The organism is Pseudomonas sp. B33.4 (assembly GCF_034555375.1).
GTDB lineage: Bacteria > Pseudomonadota > Gammaproteobacteria > Pseudomonadales > Pseudomonadaceae > Aquipseudomonas.
Window position 1 is genome coordinate 2,911,555 of record NZ_CP140706.1, and the last position, 16,764, is coordinate 2,928,318.

Below are 16,764 nucleotides of genomic sequence, written 5' to 3' on the forward strand. Positions count from 1 at the left end.
GTTCATTGAATGCTTCGCGGGTGCTTTTTGCCATGGAAATCGATGCACTGTTGTCAGTTTTGTCCAATAAAAACGGTTCCGACCTGTTCCTCTCCACGGGTGCGTCGCCGAGCGCACGCATCGACGGCGTGCTGACAGCGCTGAGCGATCAAACCTTCAAGAACGGTGAAACCGCCGCGATAGCAGCTTCCCTGATGGACGCCGAGCAACGACGGGAGTTCGACCGGGATCTGGAAATGAACCTGGCGATTTCGCGAACGGGCATCGGCCGCTTTCGCGTGAACATCTTCAAACAGCGCAACGATGTATCGATCGTCATACGCAACGTCAAACTCGACATTCCGCGTTTTGCCGATTTGAAACTGCCGGCGGTACTGCTCGAAACCGTCATGCTCAAGCAAGGGTTGATCCTGTTCGTCGGCGCCACCGATTCCGGTAAATCAACCTCGCTGGCCGCGCTGATCGACCACCGCAACCGCCACAGCAGCGGCCACATCATCACCATCGAGGATCCGATCGAGTACATCCATCGGCATCAGCGTTCGATCATCAATCAACGGGAAGTCGGGGTCGATACGCGCAGCTTCCACGCAGCCTTGAAAAACACCCTGCGCCAGGCACCGGATGTAGTGCTGATTGGTGAAATCCGCGACCGCGAAACCATGGAACATGCTTTAGCGTTTGCCGATACCGGGCATCTGGTGTTGTCGACGTTGCATGCCATCAATGCCAATCAAGCGTTGGACCGGATTATCAATATGTTCCCGCAAGAGCGCCGGCCGCAGTTGTTGCAGGCGCTGGGCAATAATTTGAAAGCATTTATCTCGCAACGCTTGGTGCGCACTGTTGATGGCCAACGAAGGGCGGCTGTAGAGGTGTTATTGGGCACCCCGACAATTGCTGATTCGATCCGACGCAATGAGTTAGGCGAATTGAAAAGTATCATGGAAAAATCCGCAGAGGCGGGCATGCAGACTTTCGATACAGCACTGCTACGGTTGGTCGAAGAGCGTGCGATTACAGTGGATGAGGCGTTAAAAAATGCAGACTCGGTAAATAATTTAAGGCTTGGTATAAAGCTCAAAGTCGAGTCCGCAGGGAATGCTGATATGTCTACAGGTGATTGGGGTTTGGTCGAGTAAGTTGCTCTGGTGATGTTGAGCAATATCGCTGGGTTGGGGGGGTGAAATGTCGACTTATATATAAGTGATTGAAAGTTTTTCTGTTTTTATTAAGTTTGGCTTGCTGTTCTAGAAGTCATAATTAATAAACAGAGAATCGTGATATGAAAAATCGCTGTGGTTTTAACAAGATCTCCGGGTTGGTTGCTGTCGATAATGTGCGTTGTTCTGCTGCAGATGAAGCGGAGCGGAGGGTATTGATCGAACAGTTGAAAAAGTTCAGGGGCGAAGTACAAAAAATTGAAGTGCTTGAATTATCGAAAATCAGCGAATGGGTTATAAAGTTGTGGCCAGAGTCCTCTTTCGGACGCTTGCAGAAACCCGCGAGTGAAATGCTTGAAGATCTGATGAATCTGATGGGGTCATCGCTGTACAGCAGGGTGACGTCTTCGGGGGAGCTTCACGTATATGCTTCTCACGAAGGCTGGGTAGATGTGACGCACAACGTTAAGCGTAATGCTCAAGCAAGTATTAAACTTGAACGAATAGCTGCGATTGCCATGGAGCTCGGCGGCTTTGTTCACATTGATAATACAGTGCTGCTCTCGCAATGGTTAAGCTTTCATGGGTTCAACGTACCGGATGACCGGACAAAACTCGATAGTTTGATTGGCTTTCTTGAATGGAAGTGGCCTGAGGCAGATAACTTTGCCAACTATTGGGAGCAGATAACAGGCTTCAATGATGAATCGATCGCCTTGACGCCGCTTCAGTGCGCCGAGATTCGTGCGTTGACTGAAAAAAAGGTTCCAGCGGGTGAGAGCTTGCTTGGCAGTATTTTTAAACGGGTCAAGCCATATAATACTGTTACTGTCGATTGGAATAGTGCGAATGAGGTCATAGCGATTCTGCTTCGCCATTCCACCTCGCAGCAACTTGCCAGAGAATATATCGAGGCGTTGGGCTGGTGGGGGGCAACGAAGTCCGAAAAAGTTGATGAAGACGACCTTGCGCAGGTTCTACTGACCGCTATTATTCTGCAATCGGATCCTTCTATCGGGATAAGCGCAAAGCGTAATTGCATCGGACGGTTTGATATTTACGATCCGGGTTCAATGGCTGACAAGCCTTTGTATACGCTTCGTGAAAATTTTGAGGCCTATCTCGTTGCAAAGGGTCATTCGCACTCGATCGTTCCCTTGATTTCTCATTTGCTGTTGGCTCAGGTGGCACCCGGACTCTTGGTGAAAAACCTGCCGGCGCAACTTCATGTCGGCTCGATAGGCTGGGTGACTTTTTGCCAAGCGCTAAATTTTGTCGAGGTCAATCGAAGAGGGGCCTCTCGCTTCATGTCTTATGAGCAGATCATGAAGTTCGCAAATATGGAGGTGGTTAGTCCTGTTCTGGGGCAACTTCAGGGTATTGCTGCTATCGACCCTATCATTGACTGGGCATTGATCAACGAGGTCATCACTCATGAAAATCTGCAGACTGCTGCTACTGCTGCGGCCCAAAGTGCCCTGGATGCCTATAAAGCTCATGTCGATGCAATGGTCTTGGGAGTCAAGGCGTTTGCGGCGCCCCCACCCAATCGAAAACGATTGGCGATGACTGCCTTGCAGCAGGCAGTACCCCATTGTGATTTTATCGAAGAACCGCTGTTACGCCCGGAAGCCTTCTCCGCGATGAGGGTATCGATGCTCGATCTGCATATCGAAGGTTTATTGACATCCGCGACATGGGATTGGAATAAAGAGCCGAATATATTTAACGCCTATCCCGAACTGTTGCTGTTGCCTCCCATCAAGCCGATGTTCGAGGCGGAATTGGCCAGTTATCACCAAGATATTCATAAGGCTATTGGTTCGAATATAAAATTGGCTATAGCCGGAATGCCCCGTGCCGATCGAGAAATATTTGCCTCCAGCAAGGTCACTTTTTTTACTGTTCGGCCCTCGGTCGCCGAGCTGCACTATCCCTCATCGAGTAACTACAACCTGGTGGGTGTGGCTAATCAACCACCTAAAAATATCGAGGTTCAGTTAAAGAAGGATCAAGCGGTAGGGCGGTTTGGCGTGATCATGATAGCGTCCTACGGCAATAATCAGACGTTATGTTATGAAATGTTCACCTTGCTGGGCGAGTGCAGAAGGAATGACGAGTTAGGCAAACTGATTGTCTATACTCAAAAAATGAATATGCCTGGCAGGGTAGAGTACAAAGGGAAGCTGAATGATGCATTTTTTCCTTTGCCCGCAACGCATAATGTGCCAACTGATTTCGATAGCTACATTGTCGGGAAAAAACCTGTCCGGAATGCTTCAGGGATCATGATCATAGAAAAGCTCGGCTACGTTCCGGCGCCGACATCCACGAGGAAAACAGCTCGTAATTCATATCAGTTTTTTGTCAGTGAGCACATCGACAATATTGCCCGGTTCGTCGTGGAAAACAGACCGTTGGGCAGTCTTCAGGATTTCAGGGAGGTATTTACCGAGTACACAGATAAAGAGCGTATAGCCAATACATATAAAGAAGTGTTGACCTATATTATTGATTTGTGTGTTCCATTCAAAAAGTGCATCGAGGATTTGGCGTCTGGAAATAGAAATCAGGTTGTTGACGGGATTTATGCATGTACGATGGATGCTATCGGTATATTTTTTACGGTATTGGGTGCGCCAACGAAAATTTTGCACATCGCAGCCAAGACAGTGTCACTGACTGCAAAAATCGGCAGCCTGGTCAGGTTTGGCATGTCGCTGACGGTTTCCACTTTCAACCCGATTGATGGGTTACCGACTGCGGGATATCAAGCGTCCAAAGCATTGTTCAAGAGTGTCATGCATCTGGGCGCGTCGGGAGCGAAAGTGGTGGAGGCTGCGGTTGTCCAGATGGGCAGGTTGACCGGTACTGCGCAGGACTTTCACAAACTGGCGAGTGCTGCAGATCTGGGGCTTGGTAAGTGGCGTCCGTTGGGAAGCACGGCGGCAGCTTTGAATGTTTGCGCGATCAATAAAAGTAGTCAGTGGTTTGCAGTCAATCGTTTGGGTAAACCATGGGGAAAGCGACTTGTTAATTTCGATCATCAACAGAAATTCAGTTTGCCGCTGCTACAAAAGCCGATACCGTCTACTTTCACGAGTCATATTATGGAGCGCAGCTTGACAGCAGCCCGCTTGAAAATTGACAACGCTATTGATGTGCTACGGTCTCCCGCCTTGAATTTCAAAACTGACCTCGCGATTGGGCTGTTTTTGGGCAGTACCCCGGCTGCGCGTGACGGCTTATCGAATTTGTTAGGTACAATCAGGCTGGATTTTGCCGGCATTTCCGCAAGTAACCTCTACCTGGACTTTTTGAAAGTCGATGACAGCGTCATCCATGTAAACCCATTCGATTATGGTAAGTGGAAAAATGCGGGTGCGCAGGAGAGGAAGCATCTGCAGTACATGACGGTCAATACGATCAACTTCAATCAGCGATTCAGCTTGTCGGGTTATGGCGAAGTCGCGGATGACCTCATTCATGAAATGACAAGGGTTACTCCTGCCAAGACCAGTCTGGTCACAGCAGAAAGTGCGACTATCGATGGCAAGACAGGCTTGGATGTTGCGCCCTTGCTAAACCTGGCGAAGGGGCGCCACCGGCGAACCGAGATGAGCGGCGCTGAGGATTTCCACAACAGTGCTCAAGCGCTTGCCAATGCGGACTCGCTAGCGCTTGTGGTGGCATTGCTCAGTCTGTTGAAAACGGACGAAGCGCTGTTTTCGGTGACCGTTGGCGTCATGCGTGCAGCACTCGACGCCAGTGCGAATCAGCCGATTACGGATGAAGTTGTGGTCAGTCTGAACTAAAGCTGTGCAGCGCAGGTTTCATCTTTGAATGCCCTCGGTCGCGCCCAGCTCCGGCCGATCCCGAAACTGCTCCAGCGCTTCGGGATTGGCCAGTGCATCAGTATTTTTAACCGGCCGTCCATGCACTACCTCACGCACGGCCAGCTCCACAACCTTGCCACTGATGGTGCGCGGAATGTCCGTCACCGCAACGATCTTCGCCGGTACATGCCTTGGTGTGGTATTGGCGCGGATTATCTGACGGATGCGCTGCTCCAGTGCTTCATCCAGTTCCAGCCCTTCGCGCAACCTGACAAACAGCACAACCCGCACGTCATCCTGCCACTGCTGACCGATGGCAACGCTGTCCAGCACTTCAACGACTTTCTCAACCTGACGGTAGATCTCCGCCGTGCCGATGCGCACACCGCCGGGATTGAGCACGGCATCCGAGCGGCCATGAATCAGCATCCCGCCATGAGGCCGTTGTTCGGCGTAATCGCCCTGTGCCCAGACCCCGGGAAACAGGCTGAAATACGACTGCCGCAGTTTTGCTCCGTCGGGGTCATTCCACAGACCGATCGGCATCGCCGGGAAGTGTCGGGTGCAGACCAGTTCGCCTTTTTCGCCAATCACTGGCTGCCCGGCGTCGTTCCAGACTTCAACCGCCATGCCCAGGCTTTTGCCCATGTTCTCGCCGCGACGCACGGGTGACAGCGGGTTGCCATTGACGAAGCACGAGACGATGTCGGTGCCGCCAGACATCGAGGCCAGACACACATCAGGTTTGAAGTCGCGATAGACGAAGTCATAGCTTTGCGGCGACAGCGCCGAGCCGGTGCACAGCAGCGTTTTCAGACTCCCCAGATCATGGCTTTCGCGGGGTTTGACGCCGCTGCTTTCGAGGGTGGCGAGGAACTTGGGGCTGGTGCCGAACACGCTGATGCGTTCATCGTCGATCAGCTCGAGCAAACGCTGGTTGTCCGGGTGAAACGGCGAACCGTCATACAGCACCACGGCGCTGCCGACCGCGAGCGCGGAGACCAGCCAGTTCCACATCATCCAGCCGCACGTCGTGTAGTAAAACAATCGATCGCCAGGACTAAGATCGCAATGCAGGCCGTGTTCCTTGACGTGTTGCAGCAGTACGCCGCCGGTGCTGTGAACGATGCATTTCGGCACGCCGGTAGTGCCGCTGGAATACAACACGTACAGCGGATGATTGAACGGCACCGCTACAAAATCCGCTTCGCCGCCTGCTTCATAGAAGTCATCCCACAAGGTCACTTCGGCGCGAGTCCGGTAGGTCTCGACGTGGGCGTGCGGATGCGCGTAAGGCACGATGATCAACTGCTTTAACGTTGGCAGTTGTTCGAGTATTCCGTTGATTTTGTCGCTCTGGTCGATCGCCTTGCCGGCATAGCGATAACCCGCGCAGGTGATCAGTACCTTCGGTTCGATCTGGCCGAAACGGTCGATCACGCCGTGGGTGCCGAAGTCCGGCGAGGAGCACGACCAGATCGCGCCGAGGCTGGTAGTAGCGAGCATCGCCACCAGCGTCTGCCAGGTATTCGGCATGCACGCGGCGACGCGATCACCGAGGCCAACACCGGCAGCTTGCAGGCTCGCTTGAAACCCGGCGACGCGCTCGGCGAGTTCGGCCCAGGTCAACTGCTCGCGCTGGCCATTCTCCGCCACGCTTATTACCGCCACAGCATCGTCGCGACGACGCAGCAGGTGTTCGGCGAAGTTCAGCGTGGCGCCAGGAAACCACTCGGCGTCGGGCATGTTCGGCCCTTCACGCAACACGGCATCGGGCTGGGTGTGAAAACGGATATCGAAGAAGTCGACGATTGCCTGCCAGAATTCCGCGCGCTGTTCGACGCTCCATTGGTGCAGGGCAGGGTAGTCGTCGAGTTTCAGCGAGTGGCGCTCATTGATCGCACGGCGGAAGGTGTCCATGCGCGAATTGGCGATACGGTTGGCGTCGGGTTGCCAGAGGATGTCGGACATTGCTTGCCTCTTGTTTTATTAATGCACAAGGTCGAGCGCACACATGACACCTGTGGGAGCGAGCCTGCTCGCGAAGACGTCCGTACACTCAACGACTTCATTGGCTGACCCAGCGCTTTCGCGAGCAGGCTCGCTCCCACAGAGGGGGGCGTGCTATTGGGCTAACCAGCCACCATCAATATTCCACGCCGCCCCACGCACCTGGCTGCCAGCCTCGCTGCACAGGAACAACACCAGTTCGCCTAGATGCTGCGGTGTGACGAATTCCAGTGACGGCTGTTTCTCGGCCAGCAAATCATGCTGCGCCTGCTGCGGATCGACACCCTTGGCCGCTCGGTCATCGATCTGCTTTTGTACCAGCGGGGTCAGCACCCAGCCCGGGCAGATCGCGTTGCAGGTGACGTTACTGGTGGCAGTTTCCAAGCCAACCACTTTGGTCAAACCGATCACACCGTGCTTGGCGGCGACGTAGGCCGCTTTGCCGGTCGAGCCGACTTGGCCATGCACCGAGGCGATATTGATGATTCGTCCCCAGCCTTTGGTGCGCATCCCCGGCAGGCTCAGGCGCGTGCTGTGAAACACCGAAGACAGGTTGATGGCGATGATCGAATCCCAGCGCTCGACCGGAAATTCCTCGACAGCGGCGACATGCTGGATGCCGGCGTTGTTGACCAGAATGTCGACACCGCCGAACTCGCGCTCGGCATACGCAATCATCTCGGCAATTTGCGCCGGGTCACTGACATCCGCCGGATGATGGCCAACCTTGCCGCCGAACCGGGCGACTTCGGCGATGACTTTCGATGCATCACCAAAGCCGTTGAGAATCAGATTGGCGCCAGCCTTGGCCAGGCTCAGTGCGATACCCAGGCCAATGCCGCTGGTGGAACCGGTAACCAGTGCGGTCTTGCCGGAAAGAGTGGTCATGAATACCTCACACAATGCCAGTGGCGTAGAAAGTGCCGATCACGACGAAAACCGCGAGGGTCTTGATCAGCGTAATACAGAAAATGTCTTTATAGGCTTCGCGGTGGGTCAGGCCGGTGACGGCCAGCAGGGTGATGACCGCGCCGTTGTGCGGCAGGGTGTCCATGCCGCCACTGGCCATCGCGGCAACGCGGTGCAGCACTTCGAGCGGAATGTTCGCGGCGTGGGCTGCGGCAATGAACTGTTCCGACATCGCCGCCAGCGCAATGCTCATGCCGCCCGACGCCGAGCCGGTGATACCCGCCAGCAGCGTCACGGTGATGGCTTCGTTGACCAGCGGATTGGGGATCTGCTTGAGCCAGTCAGCCAATACCAGAAAGCCCGGCAGCGAAGCGATCACTGCGCCGAAGCCATATTCGGATGCGGTGTTCATCGCCGCCAGCAACGCACCGCTGACCGCGCTTTTGCTGCCTTCGGCGAGCTTGCTGCGAATCGCCTGAAAACCGAACGCCAGCACCATCAGAATGCCAACCAGCAAAGCCGCTTGCACCGCCCAGATCGCCGTCAGTTTGGCGATCTCGGTGGTGACTGGGGTGGCCATGCCCGGCAGCGCGAGGCTATGGGTCTTGCCATACCACTGCGGAATCCACTGGGTAAACAGCAGGTTCATGATGCCCACTGCCAGCAGCGGCGACAGCGCAATCCATGGGTTCGGCAGCTTCAGGTCTTCTGCGGTTTCCGGCTCGTTGCGCAGTTCAGTGCCGTAGCCTTCGCCGGCGCGCTGGGCGTTGTTGCGTTGACGCTGGAGAAACAGCATGCCGGCGCAGAACACGAAAATCGTACCGATCACGCCCAGCCACGGCGCCGCCCACGCGGTGGTATTGAAGAACGTGCTGGGGATGATGTTCTGGATCTGCGGGGTGCCGGGCAGGGCGTCCATGGTGAACGAGAAGGCGCCGAGGGCGATGGTCGCCGGAATCAGCCGTTTGGGAATATTGCTCTGGCGGAACATCTCCGCTGCGAACGGATAAACCGCGAACACAACGACGAACAACGACACGCCGCCATAAGTGAGCAGGGCGCAGACCAGCACGATCACCAGCATCGCCTGCTTGGTGCCGAGCAAGCGGATGGCGGCCGCAACGATCGAGCGGGAGAAGCCCGACAGTTCGATCAACTTGCCGAACACGGCACCGAGCAGGAACACAGGGAAATACAGTTTGATAAAGCCGACCATTTTCTCCATGAACACCCCGGTGAACGCGGGGGCCACGCCGGAAGGGTCGGTAAGCAGCACAGCGCCGAGGGCGGCAATCGGCGCGAAAAGGATAACGCTGTAGCCACGGTAGGCGGCGAGCATCAGCAGCGCGAGGGCCGCCAAGGCAATGATCACACTCATGGTGTGTCTCTCCAGAATTGTTATTTTTGTGGGTGGAACGGCTGTGGGAGAGGTGTTAGCGAGATCTGTGCCAGTTATCTAACTAGTTGAAATATAACGATATTATCGTGCGTGCAGGGCGGTTTTCAGAGTTTTTGTCTCACTATGGAGACGGCATTGAGCCGAAAAGATCGCAGCCTTCGGCAGCTCCTACAGTGCGGAGCCAATATTCCCCTGTAGGAGCTGCCGAAGGCTGCGATCTTTTGATCCTGGCGAATTTTCTAATTAATGAGATCCGCGTCTCTTTATAGAGACTCAAGCAATCCCCAGCGCCACCATTTTCTTGTACAGCGTCGACCGACCAAGCCCCAGTCGAGCAGCCGCTTCCGGTACATTCCCCGCGCATTGAGCGAGGGCAGACTGAATCAACTGCCGATCAAACCGCTCGCGTGCCTGGGCGAATGTTTCCTTTGGCGCCATCTCAGCCAGTGGGGCAGAACCACGCTCGACCGGCGTCAACGTGCCAATCGCCGCACGAATATCCTGCTCGGTCAGCATCAAGTCATCACTGAGCAGCGCTGCCCGCTCCAGCACATTGCGCAGTTCGCGAATGTTCCCCGGCCATGCGTGCTGTGCGAGCAATGCCAGCGCATCTCGGTGCAGTTCGTGCTGACTGCGCAGCTCTTCAAGAATGGCTTCGCTGAGCGCCGGCAGGTCATCAAGACGTTCACGCAGCGCCGGCACCTGGATCGGCAACACATTGAGGCGGTAGTACAAGTCGGCGCGGAACTCACCGCGTTTGATCGCCGCTTGCAGATCGGTCGAAGTCGCGGCAATCACCCGAACGTCACTTTGAATGACGTCGTTGGAACCGACCGGTTCGAATTCCTTTTCCTGCAGCACACGCAGCAGTTTGCTCTGCAAGGGCAGCGGCATGTCACCGATCTCGTCGAGAAACAGCGTGCCGCCCTGAGCTATCTGCAGCTTGCCGGTGCGACCCTTGCGGTCGGCGCCGGTGAACGCACCGGGTGCCGTGCCGAAAAACTCCGCTTCCAGCAGTGCCTCGGGAATCGCCGCGCTGTTGATGCTGACAAACGCTTTGTGCGCCCGTGGCGAGGCGCTGTGAATGGCCTGGGCCAACAGCTCTTTGCCGGTGCCGGTTTCGCCGAGCAGCAACACCGGCGACTCGGCGCTGGCACTGCGTCGGGCACGGCGTTTGACTTCCAGGCTGGCGGCACTGGTACCGATGAAATGGGCGAAGTTGTATTTGGTTTGCCGGGCGCGCAGCAGAGAACGGGTCGAGGCCAGTTCTTCCTGCATACTCAAGTAGCGCTTGAGCATCGGCGACAGAGTGCGCAGTTCATCGAACAGGGCAAAACCGATCGCGCCGATCACCGTGCCGGCGTCGTCATGGATTGGCAGACGCATCACCACCAATGGCTCTTTAGGGGTGTCCTGCATGTCCAGAAGGATGGGCCGCCCGGTGCGCACGACTTCACGCAACAAACTGCCGGGGATCACGCTCTCACAGGGTTTGCCGATCGCACCTGCTGCCGATTCAAGACCGAAGCGCCGGGCGTAACGCTCGTTCATCCAGACGATGTTGGCATCGCGATCGACAATCACCGTGCCTTCGCTGGACTGCTCGATGATCTCGAACAGCGAACGGATCGCCAGGCTGCGAACCCGTTGGTAGTCCTTGAGGCTTTCGGTGGTGTTCATGGAGGCTGATCCTGATTGTATGTTGCCTGCGCCGGCCTTTTCGCGAGCAGGCTCGCTCCCACAGTGGACAGGGTTGTTCACAAATTTTGTAAGCGAGCTTGACCTTTGTGGGAGCGAGCCTGCTCGCGAAAGCCGTGACCCGGTTTCAGGTCGAGCACAGATTATGCCTACCCCGGATGCGCCGCCGCCAACAGCTCTTTGGTATACGGATGCTGCGGTGCGTCGAACACCTCATGACTGGCGCCACGCTCGACCACTTTACCGTCCTTGATCACGATCATGTCGTGGGCCAGGGCGCGTACCACTGCCAGGTCATGGCTGATGAACAGATAGGTCAAGCCGTGTTTTTCCTGAAGCTGGCGGAGCAGGGCGACCACTTGTTTTTGCACCGTGCGATCCAGCGCAGAGGTCGGCTCGTCAAGCAGGATCAGCGCCGGTTTCAGTACCAAGGCCCGCGCGATGGCAATGCGCTGGCGCTGGCCACCGGAGAATTCGTGGGGGTAGCGATGGCGACTCTGCGGATCGAGACCGACCTCCTTAAGCACGCGGATCACTTGTTCATCGCACTCGTCAGCGCTCGATTCACAGTGCACTTCGAGGCCTTCGCTGATGATCTGCGCCACCGACATGCGCGGGCTCAGACTGCCGAACGGATCCTGAAACACCACTTGCATCTGACGGCGCCACGGCCGCATCTGTTTTTGATTAAGACCGTCGAGCGCTTGGCCCTGAAAGCGGATACTGCCCTCGGAGTCGAGCAGACGCAGGATCGCCTGGCCCAGCGTCGACTTGCCGGATCCGGATTCGCCAACGATGCCCAACGTCTTGCCACGCTGGATACTCAGGCTGATGCCATCCACCGCCCGCAGGTATTGCTTGCGCTGAAACAGACCGCCACCGACGACGAACTCGACCTTCAGATCATCCACTTCCAGCACGTTTTCGCGTTCATCCCGGGGCAGGGCTTCGCCTTCTGGTTCGGCGTTGAGCAGCACGCAGCTGTAAGGATGCTTTGGCTCGGTGAACAGGGTTTCGCAAGGCGCCTGTTCGACGATTTCCCCGGCCTTCATCACGCACACGCGCTGCGCAATGCTGCGCACCAGATTGAGGTCGTGGCTGATCAGCAGCAGCGACATGCCCAGGCGTTGTTGCAGGGATTTGAGCAGCAGCAGGATCTTGCGCTGCACCGTCACGTCGAGCGCGGTGGTCGGCTCATCGGCGATCAACAGCTCCGGTTCGCAGGCCAGGGCCATGGCAATCATCACTCGTTGCCGTTGTCCGCCAGAGAGCTGATGGGGATAGGCCTTGAGCCGCTCCTTGGGTTTCTGGATGCCCACCAGTCCGAGCAGTTCGAGGATGCGTTGCTGCGCAGCTTTGCCGCCAAGACCCCGGTGCAAAAGCAGCGTCTCGCCGATCTGCTTTTCGATGGTGTGCAGCGGATTGAGCGAGGTCATCGGCTCCTGGAAGATCATCGCGATACGGTTGCCACGCAATTCGCGCAAGACCTTGGGCTCGGCACCGATCAGCTCCTGTCGGCGATAGCGAATGCTGCCGGTGGTTTGCGCTTCGCTTTCGGGCAGCAATTGCAGAATCGAATGGGCGGTCACCGATTTGCCCGAGCCCGATTCGCCCACCAGTGCCAGGCACTCACCGGGGCGGATGTCCAGGCACAGGTCGCGCACCACGGTCTGGCCATGGAAGGCGACGTTGAGGTTGCGGATTTCAATCAGGTTGTCAGTCATGGCCACGCTTCAGGATCGAGGGTCGAACGCGTCTCGCAACGCTTCGCCAATGAACACCAATAAGGAAAGGATCAGCGCCAGGGTGAAAAACGCCGTCAACCCAAGCCAAGGTGCCTGCAGGTTCTGTTTGCCCTGACCGATCAACTCACCCAGCGAAGCACTGCCGGCAGGCATGCCGAAACCGAGAAAGTCCAGCGCGGTGAGGGTGGAAATCGCACCGGTCAGAATGAACGGCAAGTAGCTCAGTGTCGCGTTCATTGCGTTGGGCAGAATGTGCCGGAAAATCACCTTGCGGTCGCTCATGCCCAGCGCGCGCGCGGCTTTGACGTACTCCAGATTGCGTCCGCGCAGGAACTCGGCGCGCACCACATCCACCAGCGCCAGCCATGAAAATAGCGCCATGATCCCCAGCAGCCACCAGAAGTTCGGTTCGACAAAACCGGAGAGAATGATCAGCAGGTACAGCACCGGCAGCCCCGACCAGACTTCCAGCAAACGTTGCCCGAGCAGATCGACCCAGCCGCCGTAGTAACCCTGCAACGCCCCGGCGGCGATGCCGATCAGGGCGCTGACAAAGGTCAGCATCAAGGCAAACAGAATCGACACCCGTGCGCCGAAAATCACCCGTGCCAGCACATCCCGCGACTGGTCGTCGGTGCCCAGCCAGTTGACCGACGTAGGCGGGCTCGGCGCCGGTTTGGTGAGGTCGTAGTTCGGCGTGTCGTCACTGAACGGAATCGGCGGGAACAGCAGCCAGCCACCGTCCTTGCGAATCAGGTTCTGCACATAATCGCTACGGTAATCGGCCTGAAACGGCAGTTGCCCGCCGAACTCCTGCTCGGTGTGGCGCTTGAATACCGGGAAGTACCATTGGTCTTGATAGCTGACGACCAAAGGCTTGTCGTTGGCGATCAATTCGCCACCCAGCGTCACTACAAACAGGCCGATAAACAGCCACAGCGACCACCAGCCACGGCGGTTTTTCTTGAAGCGTTCGAAGCGACGACGGCCCAGAGGCGAGAGCTTGAACATCAGGCGTTCCTCGCGGCGAAATCGATACGCGGATCAACCAGCGTGTAACACAGGTCGCCCACCAGTTTTATCAGCAGGCCGAAGAGAGTGAAGATGAACAGCGAACCGAACACCACCGGATAGTCCCGCGACACCGCGGCTTCGTAGCTCATGCGTCCCAGGCCTTCGAGGGAGAAGATCACTTCGATCAGCAGGGAGCCAGCGAAGAACACGCTGATGAACGCCTGCGGGATGCCGGACACCACCAGCAGCATCGCGTTGCGGAACACATGCCCGTAGAGCACGCGACGTTCGCTCAGGCCTTTGGCGCGCGCAGTGACCACGTACTGACGAGTGATTTCATTGAGAAACGAGTTTTTCGTCAGGATCGTCAGCGTGGCGAAACCACCGATCACCAGCGCCGTCACCGGCAGCACCAGATGCCAGAAGTAGTCGGTGATTTTGCCGAGAGTCGACAGTGATTCAAAGTTGTCCGAGACCAGACCGCGCACCGGAAACCAGTTCAGCGACGTGCCGCCGGCAAACACCACGATCAGGAACATCGCAAACAGAAACGCCGGCATTGCGTAGCCGATGATGATCGCTGTGCTGCTCCAGATATCGAAATGACTGCCATGATGCACGGCCTTGCGGATCCCCAGCGGGATCGACACCAGGTAGGTGATCAGCGTCGCCCACAACCCGAGGGAAATGGTCACCGGCATTTTTTCCAGGATCAGGTCGGTGACCGTCGCGCCGCGGAAAAAGCTTTTGCCGAAATCCAGTTGCGCGTAGTTCTTCAACATCAGCCACAAACGTTCATGGGCCGGTTTGTCGAAGCCGTACTGTTTTTCGATGTCCTTGATCAGTTGCGGATCGAGGCCGCGACTGGCACGTGACGTGCCGCTCATGGTTTCGCTGGCGCCGCCACCAACACTGGCGCCGCCGATCCCTTGCAGGTGGGCAATGGCCTGTTCTACCGGACCGCCGGGCGCGGCTTGAATGATCACGAAATTGACCAGCAGAATGATCACCAGCGTCGGGATGATCAGCAGCAAACGCCGCAGTATGTAACCCCACATCAGTGCGGCCCTCCGGGTCTGCCACGGGCAATTTTTTCGGCGGTCATCTGCTGATTGGTCAGTGGTGTACTGCTGATTTCCCACCAGCTCTCGATGGCTTCGTCATTGCTGGCTTGTACTGAGGGTATGCCGAAACGGTTCCACCAGACGGTCGAGGTGCCGGGTGGATAGTAATTGGGAATCCAGTAGTAATTCCATTGCAGTACCCGATCCAGAGCATGGGCGTAATGCAGCATGTCGGACTGCGTGGACGCCCGGATCAGACCATTGACCAGCGTATCCACCGCCGGGTTCTTCAACACCATGTAGTTGTTCGCGCCCGGGTCGTTGGCCGACGCGGAAGCGAAGTAATTGAGCAACTCGCCGCCCGGCGAAGTGCTGACCGGGTAGCCGGTGACAATCATGTCGTAGTCACGGCTCATCAGGCGATTGACGTATTGCGAGGAGTCGATGCGGCGAATGTTCAGGTCGATGCCGATCTGTTTCAGCGTGCGTTTGTACGGCAGCAGCAGCCGGTCCATGCCGTTCTGGCTGACCAGAAAGGTGAAGGTCAGCGGCTCACCCTGGGCATTCACCAGTTGATCGCCATCCGGTTTCCAGCCCGCCTGTTCGAGCAGTTCGAGGGCTTGCAATTGTTTGTCGCGGATCAAGCCACTGCCATCGGTTTTCGGCGCTTCAAAGACTGTGTTGAAGACTTCGTCGGGCACCTGGCCGCGCAGCGGTTCGAGGATTTTCAGTTCCTGGGCATCGGGCAATTCGCTTGCCGCCAGTTGTGTGTTGGAAAAGTAGCTTTGCTGGCGGATATACATGCCGCGCATCATCTGCCGGTTGCTCCACTCGAAGTCCCAAAGCATTGCCAGAGCCTGTCGCACACGGCGATCGGCGAATACAGGTTTTTGCAGATTGAACACAAAGCCCTGGGCCGATTGCGGCGCCTCGGTAGCCAGATGCGCTTTTTGCAGGCGTCCGTCGCTTAGTGCGGGGCTGTCGTAGCCGATCGAATATCCCGTGGCCGAGAATTCGCGGTTGTAGTCATAGGCACCACCGCGCAGCACTTGCCGGGCGACGTCGGTATCACCAAAGTATTCGATGCTGAAATGATCGAAATTGTAGAGGCCGCGACTGACCGGCAAGTCTTTGCCCCACCAGTCGGCGTTGCGCTCAAAGGTGATGCTGCGCCCCGAATCGACTTTGCCGACTCGATAGGGGCCGCTGCCCAGTGGTGGTTCATAGCCGCCACCCCCGGCGAAATCGCGGCTCTTCCACCAATGCTCGGGAAATACCGGCAGGGTCGCGACGTCCAGGGGCAGGGTGCGGTTTTCATTGCTCTTGAAGTCGAATCGCACGGTCAACGGACCTTCCACTTCGACGCCTTTGACGTCAGCAAACTGGGTGCGATAACGCAGGCTGCCCTGAGTCATCAATAAATCGTAGGTGTAGCGTACGTCTTCGGCGGTAATCGGCTTGCCATCGGCAAAGCGTGCTTTGGGATTGATGAAGAACCGCAGCGACAGACCATCGTCCGAGCGCTCCATCTTTTGCGCGACCAGGCCATAGACGGTGTAAGGCTCGTCCAGCGAACGCTGGGCCAGTGGCGAGTAAAGCAAGCCATCGATCTGAGTGACGCCGATGCCTTTGTCTATATAAGGAAGGACATGGTCGAAGTGGCCGATCTCGATGGCCGAGCGGCGCATCGTCCCACCTTTGGGCGCTTGCAGATTGGTGTAGTCGAAGTGGCTGAAACCGGCGGGGTACTTGGCAGGTTCGCCATAAACGGTCAACGCGTGTTGCGGTGCAGCGTTCACGCCAGCGGCGCCTGTCAGCAGGGTGAGGGCGGTGAACATCAATGTGGGGAAAACCAGTCGCATTGTCAGCCTTGGAACCGGGAAATCGATAAGCGCAAGTTGTACGCGAGAGGCGCGCCAGCCGCCA

General features: G+C 56.7%; 10 protein-coding genes. 2 read left to right on the forward strand and 8 right to left on the reverse strand.

Features of this window, described 5'->3' with window-relative positions:
- The first annotated feature begins 32 nt into the window (after positions 1 to 32).
- Both U6037_RS12815 and U6037_RS12820 read left to right on the forward strand, forming a co-directional pair.
- Entirely contained in the window at positions 33 to 1,142 is a 1,110-nt protein-coding gene (locus U6037_RS12815; protein WP_322847012.1) for a PilT/PilU family type 4a pilus ATPase, read from the forward strand.
- A gap of 143 nt (positions 1,143 to 1,285) precedes the next feature.
- Positions 1,286 to 4,978, forward strand: coding sequence for a hypothetical protein (locus U6037_RS12820; protein WP_322847013.1), 3,693 nt, complete (start codon positions 1,286 to 1,288; stop codon positions 4,976 to 4,978).
- An 18-nt stretch (positions 4,979 to 4,996) separates the two neighbouring features.
- Here U6037_RS12820 and U6037_RS12825 read toward each other — a convergent pair whose 3' ends face one another.
- From U6037_RS12825 to U6037_RS12860, 8 genes are all read right to left on the reverse strand, one after another.
- On the reverse strand, positions 4,997 to 6,970 hold the full coding sequence (locus tag U6037_RS12825; RefSeq protein ID WP_322847014.1) for an acetoacetate--CoA ligase: 1,974 nt from the start codon (positions 6,968 to 6,970) through the stop codon (positions 4,997 to 4,999).
- Positions 6,971 to 7,123: 153 nt separating this feature from the next.
- Complete coding sequence (gene hbdH, locus U6037_RS12830) at positions 7,124 to 7,897, reverse strand: 3-hydroxybutyrate dehydrogenase (protein WP_322847015.1); 774 nt, start codon at positions 7,895 to 7,897, stop codon at positions 7,124 to 7,126.
- A gap of 7 nt (positions 7,898 to 7,904) precedes the next feature.
- Entirely contained in the window at positions 7,905 to 9,296 is a 1,392-nt protein-coding gene (locus U6037_RS12835; RefSeq protein WP_322847016.1) for a GntP family permease, read from the reverse strand.
- Between the two features lie 294 nt (positions 9,297 to 9,590).
- Entirely contained in the window at positions 9,591 to 10,997 is a 1,407-nt protein-coding gene (locus tag U6037_RS12840; RefSeq protein WP_322847017.1) for a sigma-54 interaction domain-containing protein, read from the reverse strand.
- A 167-nt stretch (positions 10,998 to 11,164) separates the two neighbouring features.
- On the reverse strand, positions 11,165 to 12,739 hold the full coding sequence (locus tag U6037_RS12845) for an ABC transporter ATP-binding protein (protein ID WP_322847018.1): 1,575 nt from the start codon (positions 12,737 to 12,739) through the stop codon (positions 11,165 to 11,167).
- Positions 12,740 to 12,748: 9 nt separating this feature from the next.
- Entirely contained in the window at positions 12,749 to 13,771 is a 1,023-nt protein-coding gene (locus U6037_RS12850; RefSeq protein ID WP_322847019.1) for an ABC transporter permease, read from the reverse strand.
- Positions 13,771 to 14,832 (reverse strand): microcin C ABC transporter permease YejB, encoded by a 1,062-nt coding sequence (locus U6037_RS12855; RefSeq protein ID WP_322847020.1) that lies wholly within the window; start codon positions 14,830 to 14,832, stop codon positions 13,771 to 13,773. Before U6037_RS12855 ends, U6037_RS12850 begins: the two co-directional genes overlap by 1 nt.
- On the reverse strand, positions 14,832 to 16,700 hold the full coding sequence (locus U6037_RS12860) for an extracellular solute-binding protein (protein WP_322847021.1): 1,869 nt from the start codon (positions 16,698 to 16,700) through the stop codon (positions 14,832 to 14,834). Before U6037_RS12860 ends, U6037_RS12855 begins: the two co-directional genes overlap by 1 nt.
- Positions 16,701 to 16,764: the final 64 nt, after the last annotated feature.